18 protein-coding genes and 1 pseudogene are annotated in these 20,008 nt (G+C 67.0%); 10 read left to right on the forward strand and 9 right to left on the reverse strand.

Annotated elements, in window-relative coordinates:
• Positions 1 to 39 precede the first annotated feature (39 nt).
• Positions 40 to 2,415, forward strand: coding sequence for a penicillin-binding protein 1C (pbpC, locus tag FSZ13_RS10835; protein WP_145479572.1), 2,376 nt, complete (start codon positions 40 to 42; stop codon positions 2,413 to 2,415).
• A 21-nt stretch (positions 2,416 to 2,436) separates the two neighbouring features.
• On the opposite strand, the gene FSZ13_RS10840 is transcribed toward pbpC, so the two are convergent.
• From FSZ13_RS10840 to FSZ13_RS10850, 3 genes are all read right to left on the reverse strand, one after another.
• Positions 2,437 to 3,216 (reverse strand): DUF6491 family protein, encoded by a 780-nt coding sequence (locus FSZ13_RS10840; protein WP_260844155.1) that lies wholly within the window; start codon positions 3,214 to 3,216, stop codon positions 2,437 to 2,439.
• 82 nt (positions 3,217 to 3,298) lie between these two features.
• Positions 3,299 to 3,901, reverse strand: coding sequence for a ferritin-like domain-containing protein (locus FSZ13_RS10845; protein ID WP_260844156.1), 603 nt, complete (start codon positions 3,899 to 3,901; stop codon positions 3,299 to 3,301).
• A gap of 30 nt (positions 3,902 to 3,931) precedes the next feature.
• On the reverse strand, positions 3,932 to 4,414 hold the full coding sequence (locus FSZ13_RS10850) for a peroxiredoxin (RefSeq protein ID WP_145479573.1): 483 nt from the start codon (positions 4,412 to 4,414) through the stop codon (positions 3,932 to 3,934).
• 222 nt (positions 4,415 to 4,636) lie between these two features.
• Here FSZ13_RS10850 and FSZ13_RS10855 point away from each other — a divergent pair, with 222 nt between their 5' ends.
• A complete protein-coding gene (locus tag FSZ13_RS10855) occupies positions 4,637 to 5,536 on the forward strand; it encodes a DnaJ C-terminal domain-containing protein (RefSeq protein WP_145479574.1) in 900 nt (299 codons plus the stop codon).
• A gap of 132 nt (positions 5,537 to 5,668) precedes the next feature.
• On the opposite strand, the gene pilH is transcribed toward FSZ13_RS10855, so the two are convergent.
• Together pilH and FSZ13_RS10865 are read right to left on the reverse strand one after the other, a co-directional pair.
• Positions 5,669 to 6,052: a twitching motility response regulator PilH gene (pilH, locus tag FSZ13_RS10860; protein WP_145479575.1), complete on the reverse strand. Its 384-nt coding sequence runs from the start codon at positions 6,050 to 6,052 to the stop codon at positions 5,669 to 5,671.
• Positions 6,053 to 6,141: 89 nt separating this feature from the next.
• Entirely contained in the window at positions 6,142 to 7,137 is a 996-nt protein-coding gene (locus FSZ13_RS10865; protein ID WP_145479576.1) for a YhdH/YhfP family quinone oxidoreductase, read from the reverse strand.
• 208 nt (positions 7,138 to 7,345) lie between these two features.
• On the opposite strand from FSZ13_RS10865, the gene hflK reads away from it, so the two are divergent.
• The 6 genes from hflK to FSZ13_RS10895 all read left to right on the forward strand — a co-directional run bounded on the left by hflK (position 7,346) and on the right by FSZ13_RS10895 (position 13,552).
• A complete protein-coding gene (gene hflK / locus FSZ13_RS10870; protein WP_145479577.1) occupies positions 7,346 to 8,473 on the forward strand; it encodes an FtsH protease activity modulator HflK in 1,128 nt (375 codons plus the stop codon).
• Entirely contained in the window at positions 8,470 to 9,333 is an 864-nt protein-coding gene (gene hflC / locus FSZ13_RS10875) for a protease modulator HflC (RefSeq protein WP_145479578.1), read from the forward strand. The genes hflK and hflC overlap by 4 nt, the downstream gene beginning before the upstream one ends.
• Before the next feature lie 218 nt (positions 9,334 to 9,551).
• Positions 9,552 to 10,844, forward strand: a complete 1,293-nt coding sequence (locus FSZ13_RS10880) for an adenylosuccinate synthase (RefSeq protein ID WP_145479579.1) — start codon at positions 9,552 to 9,554, stop codon at positions 10,842 to 10,844.
• A gap of 286 nt (positions 10,845 to 11,130) precedes the next feature.
• Entirely contained in the window at positions 11,131 to 11,391 is a 261-nt protein-coding gene (locus FSZ13_RS10885) for a helix-turn-helix domain-containing protein (RefSeq protein WP_145479580.1), read from the forward strand.
• A complete protein-coding gene (locus FSZ13_RS10890; RefSeq protein WP_145479581.1) occupies positions 11,388 to 12,644 on the forward strand; it encodes a HipA domain-containing protein in 1,257 nt (418 codons plus the stop codon). The genes FSZ13_RS10885 and FSZ13_RS10890 overlap by 4 nt, the downstream gene beginning before the upstream one ends.
• 161 nt (positions 12,645 to 12,805) lie before the next feature.
• Positions 12,806 to 13,552 carry a hypothetical protein gene (locus FSZ13_RS10895; protein ID WP_260844157.1) on the forward strand — a complete coding sequence of 249 codons (747 nt, stop codon included), beginning with the start codon at positions 12,806 to 12,808 and terminating at the stop codon, positions 13,550 to 13,552.
• On the opposite strand, the gene FSZ13_RS10900 is transcribed toward FSZ13_RS10895, so the two are convergent.
• The 3 genes from FSZ13_RS10900 to FSZ13_RS10910 form a co-directional block, all read right to left on the reverse strand.
• Positions 13,518 to 14,057 carry a hypothetical protein gene (locus FSZ13_RS10900; protein WP_145479583.1) on the reverse strand — a complete coding sequence of 180 codons (540 nt, stop codon included), beginning with the start codon at positions 14,055 to 14,057 and terminating at the stop codon, positions 13,518 to 13,520. The two genes, FSZ13_RS10895 and FSZ13_RS10900, sit on opposite strands and share 35 nt — an antisense overlap.
• 222 nt (positions 14,058 to 14,279) lie before the next feature.
• Complete coding sequence (locus FSZ13_RS10905) at positions 14,280 to 14,558, reverse strand: hypothetical protein (RefSeq protein WP_145479584.1); 279 nt, start codon at positions 14,556 to 14,558, stop codon at positions 14,280 to 14,282.
• Between the two features lie 56 nt (positions 14,559 to 14,614).
• On the reverse strand, positions 14,615 to 16,702 hold the full coding sequence (locus FSZ13_RS10910; RefSeq protein ID WP_145479585.1) for a catalase: 2,088 nt from the start codon (positions 16,700 to 16,702) through the stop codon (positions 14,615 to 14,617).
• 170 nt (positions 16,703 to 16,872) lie between these two features.
• On the opposite strand from FSZ13_RS10910, the gene FSZ13_RS10915 reads away from it, so the two are divergent.
• Complete coding sequence (locus tag FSZ13_RS10915) at positions 16,873 to 17,583, forward strand: AraC family transcriptional regulator (protein ID WP_145479586.1); 711 nt, start codon at positions 16,873 to 16,875, stop codon at positions 17,581 to 17,583.
• A gap of 80 nt (positions 17,584 to 17,663) precedes the next feature.
• Positions 17,664 to 19,057 (forward strand): annotated as a pseudogene (locus tag FSZ13_RS10920) (amino acid permease).
• Between the two features lie 131 nt (positions 19,058 to 19,188).
• Here FSZ13_RS10920 and FSZ13_RS10925 read toward each other — a convergent pair.
• On the reverse strand, positions 19,189 to 19,944 hold the full coding sequence (locus FSZ13_RS10925; protein ID WP_145479587.1) for a hypothetical protein: 756 nt from the start codon (positions 19,942 to 19,944) through the stop codon (positions 19,189 to 19,191).
• Between the last annotated feature and the right edge of the window lie 64 nt (positions 19,945 to 20,008).

The following is a 20,008-nucleotide window of genomic DNA, read 5'->3' on the forward strand; positions in this document are numbered from 1 at the left end:
CCGGCAGCTGCCGGCGTCCGCACCGCCGGCGGTGATGCAATGAAGACCGTTCTTCCCCGACTGCGCTGGACCCGCTGGCGGCCCTGGCTGTGGCCGGCACTGCGCTGGGGTACGGCGGCGCTGCTCGCGCTGCTGCTGGTGCTGGACCTGGCGTTTCCGCCGCCGCTGCCGAAGCAGCGCGATACCAGCACGCTGGTGGTGGCCGGCGATGGCACGCCGTTGCGTGCGTTTGCCGACGCCGATGGCGTATGGCGCTACCCGGCCACGGCAGACAGCGTTTCGCCGCTGTACCTGCAGGCCCTGCTGAATTACGAAGACCGCTGGTTCTGGCGCCACCCCGGAGTCAACCCGTGGGCGTTGCTGCGCGCCGGCAAGCAGTGGCTGCTGGAACGGCGGATCGTTTCGGGTGGTTCCACCCTGACAATGCAGGTGGCGCGCATCCTCGACCCGCACACGCGAACGCCGTGGGGCAAGGCCAAGCAGCTGCTGCGCGCGCTGCAGCTGGAGCTGCACCTGACCAAGGCGCAGATCCTGGCGCTGTACCTGGAGCGCGCGCCCTACGGCGGCACCATTGAAGGCGTCGAAGCGGCCAGCTGGGCCTACCTCGGCAAGCCAGCCGCGCAGCTGTCGCATGCCGAAGCGGCACTGCTGGCGGTGTTGCCGCAGTCGCCCAGCCGGTTGCGCCCGGACCGTCATCCGGAGGCGGCGCAGGCCGCGCGCGACAAAGTGCTCGAACGCATGGTCGCGCTGGGGGTATGGACGCGCGAGGAGGTCGACGATGCGCGCATCGAAGCGGTGGTGACCCGCGCGCTGCAGCCGCCGCTTCGCGCGGCCCTGTTGGCGCAGCGTCTGCATGCCGCGCAACCGCGCGCCGCGCGCATCCAGAGCACGTTGGACAGCGGGCTGCAGCGCACGCTGGAAGAGCGCGTGGCGTCCTACTTCTCGCAGCTGCCCGAACGCACCTCCGCAGCGCTGCTGGTGGTGGACAACCGCACGCTGGAGGCGCGTGCCTACGTGGGTTCGGTGGCATTCGGCGACAAGCAGCGGCTGGGTCACGTGGACATGGTGCAGGCGTGGCGATCGCCGGGCTCCACGCTCAAGCCGTTCCTGTATGGCATGGCCATCGACGACGGCCTGATCCACTCCGAAAGCCTGATGGTGGATGCGCCGCAGAGCTTTTCCGGGTACCGGCCGGGAAACTTCGATGCGGCGTTCAACGGTCCGGTCAGTGCCGCCACCGCACTGCGGCTGTCGCTCAACGTCCCGGCGGTGGACCTGCTGGACCGGGTCGGCCCGGCCCGCTTCGCCGCACGCCTGTCGCACGCCGGCATCACCCTGCGCTTTCCGCACGGCAGCGCTCCCAACCTGTCGCTGATCCTGGGCGGCACCGGCGCGCGGCTGGAGGATCTGGTGGGGACCTTCGCCGCATTCAACCGCAACGGCATCGCCGGTCGGGTGCGCTACACACCCGACGATGCGGTGATCGAGCGGCGACTGATGTCGCCGGGCGCGGCCTGGATCACCCGCGAAGTACTCGAATCGAATCCGCGTCCGGGCTACGGCGCGGGCACGTTCGATGTCACTGGCCGCCCGCGAGTGGCCTGGAAAACCGGCACCAGCTACGGCTATCGCGATGCCTGGGCGATCGGCAGCACGCGCCACTACACGGTGGGCGTGTGGGTGGGGCGGCCGGATGGCACCCCGCTGCCGGGCCAGTACGGCGCGGTGACCGCGCTGCCGCTGATGTTCGAGGTGGTGGACAGCCTACCGCGCCAGCGTGGTGACGCCGCCGCCGCGCCACTGCCCGCCAACGTCACCCAGGCCGAGGTGTGCTGGCCCACTGGCGAGCGCGCCGACAGCACGCCAGCGGCGCTGTGCCGGCGACGGCTGCAGGCCTACATCCTCGATGACGTGGTGCCCCCCACGTTCGCCGAACGCGACGCGCGGCTGTGGCAGGCAGGGCGGCAGGCCTTCGACGTGGACGCGCGCACCGGCCTGCGGTTGTCACCGGAATGCAGCGAACCGCACCAGGCCGAGCGCCGTGAAATCGCACGCTGGCCAGCCTTGGTGTCGCCATGGTTGCCGCTGGCCCAGCGCCAGGCCGCGCAGCTGCCGGCGTTGTCGCCGGATTGCCGCGATGACGGCCGCAGCGGCTCGGGCAGCCTGCATATCGAGGGCCTCAACGACCGCGCCACGCTGGCCCGCGCGCCCAATGCCGAGCACGGCGTGCGCCTGCAGCTGCGCGCGCTGGGCAGCGAACACGCGGTGGACTGGCTGCTGGACGGCCGCTGGATCGCGCGCAGCGAAGGCACGCGCAGCTTCCAGCGCGACTTCGACGAAGCCGGCGAGCACACGCTCACCGCGCTCGCCGCCGACGGCGCCTGGACCCAGGTGCGGTTCCGGGTGCTTCGGTAGGTGCCGACCGTTGCTCGGTACCTATTCCTTCGGGTAGACCGCCATCACCGCGCAACCCGGACGCGCAAAGCGCGGTGTATACGAGCGTCCATCGTTCTCGATGCCGGTGGATTGCATCACGATCCGGTCGCCCGGATTGCCGCAGATCAGCCCGTTCTGGAAGCCGGACTGGAAGTCCACCTCGGTGGCGCCGGCCAGGATGCTGCAGCTGGCGCCCAGCTCGACGCGGTAGTAGCGGTGGCCGCCGTTGCGGCGGGGATTGGTTTCCACCACCACCCCGCTGGGGTCTTCACTCCAGCCGCGAACATTACGGGTAGCAAAACAGAACTCGGGTGAGCCCTGGAAGGCTTGTCGCGCGCGGCTCGTCGCCGCCCCCTTGGCAGTCACGGTCACCGCCGGCAGCGTGGCCGCAAACTGACGGCTGCTCTCGCGCGCCACTTCGGCGAAGCTGCGGTTGTCCAGGACGCTGACCGCCGCCACCGGGCAGCTGCGCCCGTCCACCACCAGCCGCTCGCTGGGGCGACCGCAGGCCCAGCCATCCGGCGCGTCCAAGCGGACCTGCCCGGCGTCGTTGACGCCCGGGCAGGCCGTTGCGAAGTCCAGGCGGTACGCCTGGCCGTTGCTTCCGAGTACCGCGATGGCCTCCGGGCTGGCCTGCTCCATCTGGCGTACCGCGCGGGCGTCCAGGCAATGCGGGGCAGGGGGCGTGCGCGCGTCCGGTGCGGGTGACGGCTGGGCCACCGTGGTGGCGGAGGCAAACAGGGCAGCGACCAGCGGCGCACGAAGCAGGGTCAGGGTCACGATGCAGTCCTTGCAGTGGGATCGGCCCGACCTTAGCACTGCCGGCAATGCGATTGCATTGCCGGCGGATTACCGGGTGACGTTATTCTCCGATCCAGCCTTCGAGCAGGTCGGCAAACTCGTCGGCGTGCTCTTCTTCCTGGGCCAGGATTTCCTCGAGGATCCGCTTGGTGGTGGTGTCCTTGTCGCCAACGAAATTGATCATTTCGCGGTAGCTGTCGATGGCGATGCGCTCGGCGATCAGGTTCTCGCGGACCATGTCGCGCAGGTCGCTGCCTTCCTTGTATTCGGCATGGGAGCGCCGGGTCAGCGTGTCGGGATTGAGGTCGGGTTCGCCGCCCAGCTGCACGATGCGCTCGGCCAGCTTGCCGGCATGCGCCTGTTCCTGCTGCGCGTGCTCGAGGAATTCGCCCTTGACCGCATCGGCCAGCATGCCCTTGGCCACGAAGTAATGACGGTAGTAGCGCAGCACGCAGACGTACTCGGTGGCCAGCGCATCGTTGAGCAGCTTGATCACCGCCTCGCGGTCGGCGCTGTAGCTGTCGGTGATGGCGCCATCTTCGATGTCCTTGCGCGCCCTGGCACGCAGGGTCGCGGTATCGCTGATGCCGGGCGGCCGGCTCCCGTGCGGGGCGGCGCCTTCGTTGGAGGTCGGGTTGGGGTTCTGCTTGGCTGGCTTTGACATGGCTGGCCGGGGTCCTCTGTTGCGGTGGGATCAGCTGGGCAGGTGCTCCAGCACGTACTGGGCCGAAGACACCTCGAACGTGCCGGGCGCTTCGACGAAGGTTTCGCGTACCACGCCGTCTTCCACGTACAGCGCGAAGCGGCGCGAGCGCATGCCCATCCCGGAACTGCTGGCATCCAGTTCCAGGCCGAGCGCGCGGGTGAAGTCGCCGTTGCCGTCGGACAACAGCTGCAGGCCATCGGGCACCTGCTGGCTCTCGCCCCAGGCTTTCATCACGAACGGATCGTTGACCGCCATGCAGAACACGTCGATGCCGCGCTGGCGGAAATCGGCGAAGTGCTCAATGTAGCCGGGCAGGTGGCGCGCCGAGCAGGTCGGGGTGAAGGCGCCGGGCACGGCGAACAGCACCGCCTTGCGGCCGTCGAACAGCGCGGCGGTGTCCAGCGTTTCCATGCCCTCGCGGATGCGCTTGAGGGTGACTTCGGGAATGCGGTCGCCAACGTGGATGGTCATGGGAGCTCCTGGTGCAGGGAAAGGGTAGACAGGGCCATGGGAGGGCCGCGTCAAAGGATTGAAAATCGCCTGTTCATTCCCATCTGGCCACCGTACCCGGGCCTGACGGCCGCAGCATTGCGCAGGATCAGCCGCCGATCACGGCATGGGGGTGCCCAGCCGCTAGAATTGCGGGCATGGTCCCCGCCGGCGCGGGTGGCCGAACCTATTCGAGGTGTATGGATGGAATTCAAGGACTACTACGCCACCCTGGGCGTGGAACCCACGGCAGGCGATGCCGAGATCAAGACCGCGTACCGCCGGCTGGCACGCAAGTACCACCCGGACGTGAGCAAGGAAGCCGGCGCGGAAGAGAAGTTCAAGGCGGTCAACGAAGCCTACGAGGCCCTGCGTGATCCGCAGAAGCGCGCCGCCTATGACCAGCTCAAGGCGCAGGGCTACCGCCCGGGCGAGGAGTTCCACACCCCGCCGAACTACGGCGGCGGGCAGGGCTTCGACTTCGAGGAAGTGTTCGGCGGTGGCGCCGGCGGCGGTGGCTTCAGCGATTTCTTCGAAAGCCTGTTCGCACGCCAGCGGGGCGGCGGTGGTGCCGGCCGGGCCAGCGGCTTCGGTGGGGCCGGTGCCGGCCCGCAGGCGGTGCGCGACACCCGCGCCAAGCTGTCGGTGCCGCTGGAAGCGGCCTACGCCGGCGACAGCCTGCGCATCACCGTCAACGGCAAGCAGCTGGATGTGCGCGTGCCCAAGGGCATCCGCCCGGGCCAGGTGATCCGGCTGGCCGGGCAGGGCACCAACGGCGGCAACCTGCTGCTGGAAGTGGAATATGCCGCGCACCCGCAGTTCGAAGTGGACGGTCGCAACATCCTGTACACCCTGGACGTGACGCCGTGGCAGGCCGCACTGGGCACCTCGATCAGCGTGCCCACCCTTGGCGGTGCGGTGGAGCTGAAGGTACCGGCCGGCTCCGACGCAGGCCGCAAGCTGCGCCTGCGCGGCCGCGGCCTGCCCGGCAATCCCGATGGCGACCAGATCGTGGAGCTGGAAATCATTGCGCCGGTGCCGACCGATGACGCGCAGAAGAAGGCGTACCGGTCATTGGCCAAGGCGTTCGGCGAAAAGATCTAGCCGGCGTACCGACCCACGGTCGGTCCACACGACAGGTAGGTGCCGACCGCTGGTCGGTCCACCAAGAGGTAGGTACCGACCGTTGGTCGGTCCACCAAGCGGTAGGTACCGACCGTTGGTCGGTACGCTTCTTCAGGCAGAAGGCGGCTGCTGCCCGCTGAACACCCGCTCCAGCACCTCGGACAGTTCGTCTTCGGAGAACGGCTTGGTGATGTAGGCCTTGGCCCCCTGCCGCATGCCCCACATGCGGTCGGTGTCCTGGTCCTTGGTGGTGACCAGGATCACCGGGATATGCCGTGTGGTGGCTTCGCGCGCCAGCGTACGGGTGGCCTGGAAACCGTTGAGGTTCGGCATCACCACATCCATCAGCACCAGGTCGGGTAGCTGCTCCTTGGCCAGGTTGACGCCCGCCTGGCCATCCTCGGCGGTCAATACTTCGTGCCCCAGCTTTTCGACGATGCGCCGGATGCCCAGCTGCTGCGACGGAGAATCGTCGACGATCAGAATGCGTGCCATGTTGTTCCCCAAGTGATGTCCGCAGTGTAGTGCTGCGCCGATGTCAGCGTGAAGCGTCCGCCGCGCCGTCCGTCGCCCAGCTGCAACGCTCAGTCGATCCGGACCACGGTGCGGCCGCGCGCGTCCCCGGCCAGCATCGCCTCGAACACCTCGGGCAGCCCCTCCAACCCGATCTCGCGCGTGCAGATGCTGTCCAGGTGCCGCGGCTTCCAGTCGTCGCCCAGCCGCTCCCAGACCTGCTCGCGCAGCGCACGCGGGGCCGAAGACGACGACACGCCCAGCAGCGACACCCCGCGGATGATGAAAGGCATCACCGTCATGTCCAGCGCCGGGCTGGCGGCCAGGCCGGCGCTGACCACGCTGCCGTAGGGCACGGTCTGGGCCAGCAGGCTGGCCAGCATCGGGCCGCCGGCGTTGTCCAGCCCGCCGCCGAAGCGCGCCGATTCCATCGGCCGCCCGGTGGCCAGGGTGTCGCGCGGCAGCACCTGCTGCGCCCCCAGCCCGTGCAGGTACCCGGCCTGGTCGGGCTTGCCGCTGATCGCGTGCACCTCGAACCCGGCGCGGCTGAAGATGTCCACCGCCAGCGAACCGACCCCGCCGGTGGCGCCGGTGACCGCCAGCGGTCCGTGCGCGGGAGTGAGGCGGTTGTCGAGCATGCGCAGCAGGGCCAGCGCAGCGGTGAAGCCGGCCGTGCCGATGATCATCGCCTCGCGCGCGCCAAGCGCGGCCGGGCGCGCGATGACCGCGCTGGCCTCCAGTCGCACGTACTGGCTGTAACCGCCATCACGGGTCTCGCTCAGCCCGCAGCCGGTGGCCAGCACCGCGTCGCCCTCGCGCCAGGCCGGGTCGCTGGAGGCGACCACCGTGCCGGCCACGTCGATCCCGCCCACCAGCGGGAACCGGCGCAGGATCCGGCCCTTGCCGGTGCCGGCCAGCGCATCCTTGTAGTTCACCGACGACCACTCGGCGCGCACCACCACCTGGCCGGGATCGAGCTGGTCCAGGGCCACCGGTTCGAGCCCGCTGCGGTGGCCCTGCTCGTCCTGGTGGATGCGGAACGCGGTGAACCGGTCGGGGACTGCCATGGCGTGGCCTGCTGGGAAGGGGGTCTCCACCTTAGCGCGGCCTGCCGCGCGGGTGGGCGCCGACGCCCGGGGCAGGGGATGAATCGCGACCTGCGACGCATTCGCCCTTCCAATCCTGTCGGCCAGCCCCATCTAGTAGAATCGGGCGGGATTCAACGGTTGACGGTGCGGGACTGGCCCGCAGGCAACCTTTACTGATGGAGCGTGCATGGCCTGGAATACACCCGGCGGCAACAAGGGCGGACAAGGCCCCGACGAGAATCGACGAGGGCCGTTCGGTCCCCGCGGTGGCAGCGGCGGTGGCGGTGGTTGGGGCGGCCTGCCCGGACCGCTCAAGGACCTGTTCGATGGCGGCATCCTGCGCTGGGTGGCGGTGGCAGTGGTCCTGCTGCTGCTGTTCTCCAGCTTCCAGCTGATCGGCGAACAGCAACGCGGCGTGGTCCTGCGCTTCGGCCAGTTCTCGCGCATCCTGCAGCCGGGCCCGAACTTCAAGCTGCCGTGGCCGATCGAGTCGGTGACCAAGGTCAACGCGACCCAGATCAAGACCTTCAGCAGCGACGTGCCGGTGCTGACCCGCGACGAGAACATCGTGCGCGTGTCGCTCAACGTGCAGTACCGCATCGACGACCCGCGCCTGTACCTGTTCGGTTCGGTCGACGCCAACCAGGTGCTGGAGCAGTCCGCGCAGAGCGCGGTACGCGAGCAGGTCGGTCGTGCCGACCTCAACGCGGTGCTCAACAACCGTGGGCCGCTGGCCGTGGTCGCGCAGGAACGCCTGCAGGCCGCGCTCAAGGCCTACCGCACCGGCCTGGTGGTGACCGGCCTGACCCTGCCCGACGCGCGTCCGCCGGAAGAGGTCAAGCCGGCCTTCGACGAGGTCAACGGTGCCCAGCAGGTCAAGGAACGCCTGATCAACGAAGCCCAGGCCTATGCGGCCAAGGTCGTGCCGGAAGCCCGTGGCCAGGCCTCGCGCGCCCGTACCACCGCCGAAGGCTACAAGCAGGCCGCCGTGGCCCGCGCCGAAGGCGACGCCGAACGTTTCACCCTGCTCCAGCAGCAGTACCAGGGCGCCCCGGACGTCACCCGCAAGCGCCTGTGGCTGGAAACCGTGGAAAGCGTGCTGAAGGAAAACCGCAAGGTGATCGGTGGCGATGGCCGCCAGCTGATCTACGTGCCCATGCCCGACAATCGCGCCGGCGCAGCCTCCGGCAGCACGCCGCTGGTGACCCCGGAAGTGATGATGCCGTCGCTGCCGGCCAGCACGCCGGTGGACGGCGCGCGCACTACCGAGCGCCCGACCACGCGACCGACCGGTCGTGAAGGAGCCATCCGATGAAGAGTTCGTTGTGGATCGGCCTGGCCGTTGCCGCAGTATTGGCCCTGCTGGGCTCGGTGTACGTGGTCCGTGAGGACCAGACCGCGATGGTGCTCAACCTGGGCAAGGTGGTGCGTTCGGACATCAAGCCGGGCCTGCACTTCAAGGTGCCGGTGGTGGAATCGGTGCGGGTGTTCGACCGCCGCCTGAAGGTGCTCGCCACCGCGCCGGCGCGCTACTTCACCGCCGAGCAGAAGGACGTCAGCGTCGACTTCTTCGCCATTGGCTACATTTCCGACGTGCGCGCCTACTACCGCGCGACCGGCGGCGATGCCAGCGTGGCCGACGCCCGCCTGGCACCGATCATCACCGACTCGCTGCGCAACCAGATCAACTCGCGTTCGTTGCAGCAGCTGGTGTCCGGCGACCGCAGCGAACTGATCGCCGGCCAGTTGACCGGCATCAACGAGGCGGTCAAGGGGCTGGGCATGCAGATCATCGACCTGCGCATCAAGCAGATCGACCTGCCCACCGACAGCCAGGTGATCAGCGACGTGTACGAGCGCATGCGCGCACAGCGCAAGCAGGAAGCCGCCAAGCTGCGGGCAGAGGGTGAGGAGCAGTCGCTGACCATCCGCGCCCAGGCCGACCGCGAAAGCACGGTGATCGTGGCCGAGGCCGAGCGTGACGCCCAGCGCCTGCGCGGTGCCGGCGACGCCGAGGCCGCGCGGATCTACGGCAAGGCCGGCTCGGCCGACCCGTCGTTCTTCTCGTTCTACCGCAGCCTGGAGGCCTACCGGAACTCCATGACCGACGGCAACGGGGTGATCGTGCTGGATAAAAACGATCCGTTCCTGCAGTACATGAAGAACGACCGCTGACCGCCGGTTGAACCCGCCACCCCCCGGGGTGGCGGCCGACCCCGGAAACCCGGATAATGCACAAAAGCCGGACGGGCCTCCCCGTTCGGCTTTTTCCGTGTCTGGGCCTGCCATCGCCGACCGCTCCCCGATTGGAGCCGTCACCCCCGCGCTGGCCGACCCTGCTACGGTTTACCCGTCCGCGGCCCCGATGGCCGCAACAATTCGAGGAGCCCGTCATGGGTCAGTCTGTCGTAGTGCTTGGTGCCCAGTGGGGCGATGAAGGCAAGGGCAAGATCGTCGATCTGCTCACCGAGGAAATCGGTGCCGTAGTGCGTTTCCAGGGCGGTCACAACGCCGGCCATACCCTGGTCATCAATGGCAAGAAGACCGTGCTGCACCTGATTCCGTCGGGCATCCTGCGCGAAGACGCGCTGTGCCTGATCGGCAACGGCGTGGTGATCTCGCCGGCGGCCCTGCAGAAGGAAATCGCCGAGCTGGAAACCTCCGGCGTGGAAGTGCGTTCGCGCCTGAAGATCTCCCCGGCCGCGCCGCTGATCATGCCGTACCACATCGCCCTGGACCAGGCGCGCGAACGCGCGGCCGGCGGCAAGGCGATCGGCACCACCGGCCGTGGCATCGGCCCGGCCTATGAAGACAAGGTGGCACGTCGCGGCATCCGCATCGCCGACCTGCATTACCCGGCCCAGCTCGAAGAGCTCCTGCGCACCGCGCTGGATTACCACAACTTCGTGCTGACCAATTACCTCAAGACCGATGCGGTCGACTTCCAGAAGACCTACGACGAAGCACTGGCCTTCGGCGAATACGTGCAGCCGATGAAGTCCGACGTGGCCGGCATCCTGCATGACCTGCGCAAGCAGGGCAAGCGCGTGCTGTTCGAAGGCGCGCAGGGCGCGCTGCTGGACATCGACCACGGCACCTACCCGTACGTGACCAGCTCCAACACCACCGTCGGTGGTGCGCTGGCCGGTGCCGGCGTGGGCGCCGACGCGATCGACTACGTGCTGGGCATCGCCAAGGCGTACGCCACCCGCGTCGGCGGTGGCCCGTTCCCGACCGAACTGGATGACGAGATCGGCCAGGGCATCCGCGACCGCGGTGCCGAGTACGGCGCCTCGACCGGTCGCCCGCGTCGCTGCGGCTGGATGGACATCGTCGCGCTCAAGCGCGCCGTGGCCATCAACGGCATCAGCGGCCTGTGCATCACCAAGCTCGACGTGCTCGACGGCATGGAAAAGCTCAAGGTCTGCATCGCCTACGAATACCGTGGCAAGCGCACCGAGTACGCGCCGCTGGACGCGCAGGGCTGGGAAGAGTGCACCCCCGTCTACCTGGAATTCCCGGGCTGGAACGAGAACACCCACGGCATCACCGACTGGGACAAGCTGCCGGCCGCGGCCCGCGCCTACCTGCGCGCGCTGGAAGAGCTGGCCGGTTGCCCGATCAGCATCGTCTCCACCGGCCCGGACCGCGACCACACCATGGTCCTGCAGGACCCGTTCGCCTGATGGTGTAGCGCCGGGCTCTGCCCGGCCGCTGTAGAGCCGGGCTCTGCCCGGCATGAGAAGCCCCGCGCAAGCGGGGCTTCTGCTTTCTGCCCCGCACGTGAAGATACCCACATAGGGTAAGGACCTACCCAATCTGGGTAATGACTAAGATTTCGAAGCTATTGTTTCGTTTAGGAGGATTCCAGCCCAATTTCCCGTATTTCGAAATAGCTGTTTAGAAATTATTGCAAATCCCCACATCAAGTCGCATGATAGAAGCAACTGCTTAGATTCGGTGGCAACGACCATGATCGACATCAAGGTGAAAACCCCCGAAGACATCGGCGAAATCATCCGCCGTGTCCGCCGTAACCAAGGCATCCGCCAGGACGACCTGGCCGCCTACATCGACTCCAGCCATGTCTTCATGCGTGACGCCGAGCGCGGAAAACCCTCGGTGCAACTGGGAAGGGTGCTGCGCGCGCTCGACGAGCTGGGCGTCAAAGTCACACTGCAGGTCCCGGACGCAGTGATGGAGCCCAGATCGAAGCGGTCCGGTGCCAAATGAACGCATCCTCGCGGCGCCTGCTGTGCGTATGGCTGGATACAGCGTTGGTAGGTCGGCTCTCCGAAGAGGGGAACATCTGGCGGTTCGACTACGAACCGGCTTGGGAAGGGGGCGACCTGTCGCCCGCCATTCGCCGCTCACAAGGTTCCATCATCGACGGAGCATCGCTTCGACCGGTCCAGTGGTTTTTCAGCAACCTGCTGCCAGAGGAAGGCGCGAAGCTCCTCCTCGCGCAGGATGCGCGTGTGGATGCCGCCGACAACTTTGGATTGCTGCAGTTCTACGGCCGCGAATCCGCTGGTGCCTTGACGTTGCTGCCCGAGGGCGAGGTGCTTTCACCAGCCGGCCTCCAGCCGCTGACAGATGACGCCCTCTCCGAGCGGATTCGACGCCTGCCCCACGTTCCCCTGGGTCATGACGCGCCCAAACGCATGTCGCTGGCGGGCGCGCAACACAAGCTTGCCGTGACAGTGCTGGAGGAAGGCATTTTCGAGCCCGTCGGATCCGAGCCTTCCACCCACATACTCAAGCCGGACCATCCCCAGCCCGACCATTACTGGCAGACCACCATCAACGAGTGGTTTGTGATGAGACTGGCATCTGCTGCAGGAATGGATGCCGCAGAAGTGTCCATTCGACGCGTTCCCGAAGCCGTGTACCTGGTCCGCCGTTTTGATCGCACCTTCCGCACACCGGTCGAACGCCTGCCGGTGCTTGACGCGTGCCAGATGCTCTCTCTGGACGCGGTGTTCAAGTACCGGGAAGCGACGTCCGCAGCCTTGAATGCGCTCATCGAACTTTGCGTACATAAAGCCGATACCCGCGCCCGACTATACCGGTGGTGGCTGTTCAACCTGATCGCGGGCAACTCCGACGCGCACCTGAAGAATCTCAGCTTCCTGGGCGGGACAGACGGATGGGTACTGGCGCCGCACTACGATCTGATCTGTACCAGCATCTATTCTCCGGGCAATGCGTGGGGGGACGATGTCCCCGTCACGTCACCGGGAGGCCTGCCCTATGGAAAATGGCGCCGCGAAAATGCCGTTGCGTTCGGCTCAACCATCGGAATCAACGCCCGTGCGGCCGAGCGTGAACTGGATTACCTGCTGCAACGTGTGCAGGCGCACGTAGGGAGGCTCTATCAGGAGTACGAAGACGGCGCCGCGCGCGGGGTGGACCCCGGAGAAGCCCGCCTGCTGCGGGGGATCATCCACGGGCCGATCAAGGACATGACTGCACGATTGGCATGAGGGCACTATCGGGCAAAGCGTGATCGGCCCAGCCTGGCTACCCACCGGGCCTGATTTCGGCGATGCTCGTCCCATTACAGGGGGGCGGCATGGACAGCAGGGAAGGGGATGGCACCAAAGGTGATGTTCCGGCGACCGGGCCGTTGAACGGCGGGGCCAGCATGGCTGCGGGGGCCGTGCCGACCGACTGGTCGGCGCTGCCGGTGGTGCAGGGCAACGAAGACTCGGTGGTGATGGTGCTGTGGCGCCTGCTGCGGCAGGAACCCGCCCTGATCGTGAGCGCGGGGTACGTGCTGCTTTCGCTGCTCGGGCTCTGGTCCAGCTACTTCTTCTACCTGCGCTTCCAGCTGTCGATCCTGGACTACCTGCAGATCAGCGATTTCCTGGTGGCAGGCCTGCGTGATCCGGCCTATGCCGGCATTCTTGCCGGCGGCATCCTGCTGGCCATCCTGGTCGGCTGGCCCGATACCCTGCGTCGCCGAAACCCCGCCAAGGTGGAAGCGCTGCGGGCGCGGCATTGGGGCTGGCGGCTGCTGTTCTCGCGCACGCCGCTGACCAGCTGGGATATTTCCGGCCTGCGCCCGCTTACCGGCCTGTGCATTGCCGTGGTCGGCTTCATGGCGCTGGGCGCGGCAATCTATTCCCTGGACAAGGCCGAGAACATCCGCGATGCGGGGCAGGGCCCGAAGGTGACCCTGCACCTGGCCGGAGACCCGGCGCCGCTCAAGGAGGAGGCGCGACTGCTGGGCAGCAGCAGTGCGTTCGTGTTCCTGTGGTGGCCGAGGCAGCGCCGCGCCGAGGCCGTGCCCATTTCGGCCATCAAGCGCATGCAATCGGTGGTGCTGCCTGTAAAGGGCGCGGTGGCGCCGTCGGTCAGCGCATCTCGAACGAAGACTGCAGCGGAATAGTGACGTTGCGCAGCGTGTCGCGCACCGTGATAGCCACGGTCCACGTACCTTTCGGGTCGCCTGCTTCGGCGGTGAACTTCACGCCGATGGTCGACAGGTAGACCAGCTTTGGATCTGTTTCCAGCGCGGTGACGAAGCAGGGCAGGTCATGCTCGTCGCCGCTCAGGCTGCCGTCGGGCTTGCTGATGCGCAGGTCGCAGCGCACCTGGGTCATGCCTTGTGCGTCCAGCATCGGATTGGACAGGAACGACAGGATGTAGAGCGAACCGCCTTCCTTGACCTCGGTGGCCAGATCGAAGCGCGGCGCCACGTCGGGTGGGGATTCCCACTTCTGTTGCCAGTCGGGATCGGCGGTGATGACCATCGAGGCGGAGAAGCCTTCGCTGGATTGCGTGGCGGAAGTTGCTGGAAGGGGCGTGTCCTGCGCTCCGGGTTGCAGCGGCTGGGCGGTCGCCAACAGCGGCAATAACAGGGCCATGCTGGCCAGCGTGCGTGCGAGATTCATTGGTTTGCTTCCCCGGTGGTCGCATCCTGAGGTGATGACCGAGTATGGCTGATTCGAGGCGCGGGTCGTCAAGCGAGAGGCGCCGGGCTGGATGACCGTGCGAGGGGGGCGCCGTTTGGGCGACGCCTCGCGTTGGTGATGCGAAGCAGGAGCCTGTTTCGATTTCTGGTCCATGCGTCAATGTGCGTGGTACCTGTAGCGGCGGTTGTTTGGGAACCAACCCTACCGGGAGGTCTTCGCGGCCTTTTTTGTTGCGGGCTTCTTTGTTGCCGTTTTCTTTGCAGACGCCTTCTTTGCGGTTGTCTTGGCTGCGCTCGACTTCTTTTTCGCCGCCGTCTTCGCTGGCTGCTTCCTGCCGCCACCATCCTGCTTGTTCACGGTGGCCCAGGCGATGCGCTCGGCCGCGTCCTCGCTGCGGCCTTCGGCTTTTTCGCTTTCCTCGATGTGCTCGGCCTGGCGCTTCTGCTTGTCGGTGTAGCTGGATTTGTCTCCGCGGGGCATGGGTTGCGTCCTCCATGGGGCAGCAACGGACCAGCGGTCCGCTGCTGCCGGGGGGGTCAGGCCAGGGTGCGCACTTTGGGTTCACGCGCCCACTGGCGGGTGGCGGCAGCGGCGATGAAGCCCTTCGCGTCTTCGGCTTCCACCACGCCGTTGTCCTTGCCCACGCGCGCCGTCTTCAGCAGCAGCTGGGCGCCTTCATCGGCGGCGATGGCCTTCAGATGCGCCCACGCATCGGCCGCGAAATCGATCGCCGCCGATTCCTTCGACAGGCGCTTGGCGGCGTCGGCGCTGAGCACGATGGCCACCGCGTCGAACACCACCGACGGGGTGCCCGCCAGCTGCCCGTCTGCCGGCTGCAACCTGCCATCGCTCAGCTTCCCGCCGCCTACCTTGGGCGCCACCAGCTTGACCTTGGCGCCGGCCTTCTCGGCGGCCTTGCGCAGGTTGGCGATCATCCCCGCATCCGACCCCTCGTCGAACAGGATGCCGACGCAGCGGCCCTTGAGCAGGTCCTTGGTGCGGCCGATCACGCGCACTTCCGGTGCCTTGGGCATGTCCTGGGCGGGCGTGGCGGTGGGTGCGGGGTCGGGCAGGGCGGGCATCGCCAGACCGTCGGCCACGCGCTTGGCCAGCGACTCGTCGATGTTGCGCAGGTGGCTCACGGTGCGCTCGCGCACGGCCACCGTTTCCACCTTGGACAGTTCAAACACCAGTGCCGAGGCCAGGTGCGCCTGCTCCGGCGCTTCCAGGCTGCGGAAGAACATGCGCGCCTGGCTGTAGTGGTCGGCAAAGCTCTCCGCACGCACGCGGCCCTTGCGGCCGTCGTCGGCCGGGGTGGCGTGGCTGGGGAAGCCGTTGGCGGTCTCGCGCGGGCTGTCGCCCTGCAGCGAACTCGGGTCGTAGGCGACGCGGCCCTTGGGAATGGCCATCTGCATGTGGCCGTCGCGCTGGTGGTTGGCGAACGGGCATTTCGGCGCGTTGACCGGGATCTGGTGGAAGTTCGGCCCCCCGAGCCGGCTGAGCTGGGTGTCCAGGTAGGAGAACAGGCGACCCTGCAGCAGGGGATCGTTGCTGAAGTCGATGCCCGGCGGCACGTTGGCCGGGCAGTAGGCGACCTGCTCGGTTTCGGCGAAGAAGTTGTCCGGCCAGCGGTCCAGCACCATGCGCCCGATGACGGTCAGCGGCACCAGCGATTCGGGAATGATCTTGGTCGAGTCCAGGTGGTCGAACGGGAAGGCCTCGGCCTGTTCCTCGGTGAACAGCTGCACGGCCAGTTCCCACTCGGGGAAGTCGCCGCCGGTGATCGCCTCGAAGAGGTCGCGGCGGTGGAAGTCGTTGTCGGCCCCCTGCAGCTTGACCGCTTCATCCCACACCGTGGACTGCAGGCCCAGCTTCGGCCGCCAATGGAACTTCACGAAGGTCGATTCGCCCTGTTCATTGAGCAGGCGGAAGCTGTGGATGCCGAAGCCTTCGATCGTGCGCAGGGAGCGCGGGATGGTGCGGTCGCTCATCGCCCACATGATCATGTGCATGGATTCGGGCATCAGCGACACGAAGTCCCAGAACGTGTCATGCGCGCTGGCCGCCTGCGGGAAGGCACGGTCCGGCTCCATCTTCACCGCGTGGATCAGGTCGGGGAATTTGATCGCGTCCTGGATGAAGAACACCGGGATATTGTTGCCCACCAGGTCCCAGTTGCCCTCGGGGGTGTAGAACTTCACCGCGAAGCCGCGCACATCGCGCGGGGTGTCCACCGAGCCGGCGCCACCGGCGACCGTGGAGAAGCGGGTGAACACGGGGGTGCGTACGCCGACTTCGGTCAGCACGCGGGCGCGGGTGTATTCCTGCAGCGAACGGGTCAGCTCGAAGTAGCCATGCGCCGCGCTGCCGCGGGCATGCACGATGCGCTCGGGGATGCGCTCGTGGTCGAAGTGGGTGATCTTCTCGCGCAGGATGAAGTCTTCCAGCAGGGTCGGCCCGCGCGGGGTGTCGCGCAGCGAGTTCTGGTTGTCTGCGACCGGGATGCCCTGGTTGGTGGTCAGCGCGGGATGGCCACCGCCGGCGCGCTGGTGCAGTTCGTCACCCTGGCCACGTGCCTCGGCGGGTTGGGCGGCGGGTTTGGTGCGGGGCTTGCTGGTGGCCATCAGGCGACTCCGGGGCTGGCGAGGGGATTCGATCCCCAACAGTGGCGTCACGCGTGTTAATCGCGGGTCGGAGAACGCGGCCCGGCTTGCACCTGCGCTTCACGCCGGGGCGCCTGACGGGCGCGCGGCAGGTATCCTTGGTGGCGTGTCCCTCCTTCTTCCGCCACCCCATGCGTGTTGAACCTGCCGACATCGAAGCCCTGTTCGATGCGATTCCCGACGTGCTGTTCTTCATGAAGGACCGCGACGGGCGCTATACGCACATCAACCAGACCATGCTGCGCAGGTTGGGGTTGAAGTCGCGCAAGGAGGTGATCGGACGCACCGCCGCCGAGATCTACCCGACCGGCCTGGGTGCCGATTACGCCACCCAGGATGCCCAGGTGCTGGCCGGCAAGGTGATCGAGAACCTGATGGAACTGCACCTGTTCGCCAACCGCGAGCCGGGCTGGTGCCTGACCTGCAAGCGGCCGCTGCTGGTGGACGGGCAGATCCGTGGCCTGATCGGCATCTCGCGCGACCTGGGCCAGAAGGACAGCCTGGGCACCCAGTACGAGCAGCTGCGGCTGGCGCTGGCACACCTGAACGCGCATTACGCCGAGAACGTGCGCATGCAGACCCTGCTGGACATCACCGGCTTCTCGCTGTCCAAACTGGAGCGCACCTTCCGCAAGGTGTTCCAGATGACCCCGCAGCAGGTACTGACCCGCCTGCGGATCCAGATGGCGGTGCACCTGCTGCATGGCAGCGAGACCATCGCCAGCATCGGCCAGGCCTGCGGCTTCACCGACCAGAGCGCGTTCACCCGCAAGTTCAAGGCCGAAGTCGGCGTGTCGCCGCGGGCCTATCGCGCCCAGATCGGCGAGCGCGTCGACGCCTGAGCCGGCATGACCTGGGTGGGATGCCTGCGACAGCCCGGACAGGGTATGGTGTCGCACCTGTTGCCCGCCACTCGATTCCGATGCCCGCATCCCAGACTCCGGCTCCCTCCGCACCCCGCTCCAACACCCGCCTGGACCACGCGCTCAAGCCCCGCCAGCTGATCATGATGGGACTGGGCAGCGCGATCGGCGCCGGCCTGTTCCTGGGCTCCGGGGTGGGCGTACAAGCCGCCGGACCGGCCGTGCTGCTGTCCTACCTGGTCGCGGGCGCGCTGGTGATCATCGTCATGAATGCGCTGGGCGAGATGGCTGCGGCCAAGCCGACCAGCGGTGCGTTCTCGGTGTATGCGGCCGACGCCATGGGCGCCACCGCCGGCGCGACGGTCGGCTGGTTGTGGTGGGTGCAGCTGGTGATCGTGATCGCCGCCGAAGCGGTCGGTGCGGCCGGGCTGCTGGCCACGGTGTGGCCGGTCATCCCGGTGCCGATGGCGGCATTGGCCTTCATGCTGTTCTTCACCGCGATCAATCTGCTCGGGGTGAAGAACTTCGGTGAGTTCGAATTCTGGTTCGCCATCATCAAGGTGGCGGCGATCATCGGCTTCATCCTGATCGGCGTGGCCCTGTTGATGGGCTGGCTGCCGGACGCGCCGTCGCCGGGCCTGAGCAACTTCACCGACCACGGCGGCTTCGCACCGAAGGGCCTGGCCGGGATCGGCGCGGCGCTGCTGGTGGTGGTGTTCGCCTTTGGCGGCACCGAGATCGTGGCGGTGGCCGCCGCCGAAACCGAAGACCCCGAGCGCAGCATCGCCCGTGCCATCCGCACCGTGGCCTGGCGCATCCTGGTGTTCTACATCGGCTCGCTGAGCGTGATCATCGCGGTGGTGCCGTGGACCAGCGACAGCCTGTCCTCGCCGTTCGCGGCGGTGCTGCAGGTGGCCAACATTCCCGGCGCCGCGACTGCCATCACCCTGATCGCGGTGATCGCGCTGTTGTCGGCGCTCAACGCCAACCTGTATGGCGCGTCGCGCATGATGTACTCGCTGGCGCGTCGCCAGGAGGCACCGGCGGTGCTGGGCTGGACCGACCCGCGGCAGGTGCCGATCATCGCCGTGCTGGCCAGCGTGCTGTTCGGTTCGCGGCAACGGTAATGGAGCTGCTGTTCCCGGGCAAGGTGCTGCCGGTGCTGTTGAACATCGTCGGCTCGACCTGCCTGCTGGTGTGGACGATTTCGCTGCTGTCGCAGCTGATCCTGCGCCGCCGCGCCAACCGCGACGGCACCCGGCTGCCGTTCCGCATGACCGGCTACCCGTACCTGACCCTGCTCGGCCTGGGCGTGCTGGCGCTGATCTTCGGCCTGCTGCTCTCCGAAGCGCATACCCGGGTGCAGTTCCTGTCGATGGCCGCGCTGACCGCGCTGATCGCCGCGAGCAGCGAAATCGCCCGCCGCGTGCGCCGTAATCGCGCCGACTGCTGAGGCAAAGGCGGCCCACGAAAGGGGGCCGTCTGCATTTGGAGGGGGGGCTGCGGTAGGGGTGTTTGGGAATCGACTCTACCGATCCCTCGTCGACTCCATTACTGAAGGCTGACGGCCTTGGATCGATGATTCTAGTCGTACCATTCCATGGCCACTTTCTCCATCACCGTGAGGGAATAACTGCGGAACTTTCCGCTGATGTGGTCTTCCGTCTCGCGGATGACCTCCTCCACGTTTGTAATCCCGGCGGTCATGCGGGTTCTAATCTGCTCCGCCACCGACCGCGCGGTTTCGTCCATCCAATCACTTACGTTGTCGACGATGTAGTCTCGAGAAGAGCTCATCAGATCATCATGGTCCAGATCGTTGTCGTAGCCGGATCTGCCAATGTCTTCGCAGGTGTAGTAGGCATCACTGCTTTCGTAGATATACCCCGCATTATCGTAGACATCACTGCAAAGAATTCGAGCTAGCTCGTCCACGTAGTTCTGCCCTGAAGGTGCCGTTACAACGCGTTGGAACAGTTCCGCAGTAGGTACGTTGATGTCCAAAGTGCCTTCAGCCGTCAACCAGGGAGTGCTCGGCTCACGGGATGATGGGTTCGGAGACGCGATGCTCGCCTGAGCAGAACACTGATTTTCCCGGGCGATCACCAGCGGAGGCGTCATGCTTCCCGGAGGGCTCAGTCGCAAATCGGCGGATGTCGCGGGCATCGCGAATCTTTCAGGTGCTACGGTGAGCTCCAGATCGCGCATAGCATTCTGCAATGCAGTCAACGTCAATCCGCCTTGAGTTGATCCGTGGGCTGCACGCTGTACGTCCGGCGTCGACGCTGACGCCTGCGCAGGCGCGGTAAACGTTGTTGTGTTGAGATCTTTGGGAATCATGCTGGAGGTCAGGCTAAGGGGCGGACACGTTAGCCTCAGGCGTACCCAGATACCTTCGGGTTTT

The sequence above is a fragment of the Stenotrophomonas rhizophila genome (genome assembly GCF_007667275.1).
Classification (GTDB): domain Bacteria; phylum Pseudomonadota; class Gammaproteobacteria; order Xanthomonadales; family Xanthomonadaceae; genus Stenotrophomonas; species Stenotrophomonas maltophilia_AE.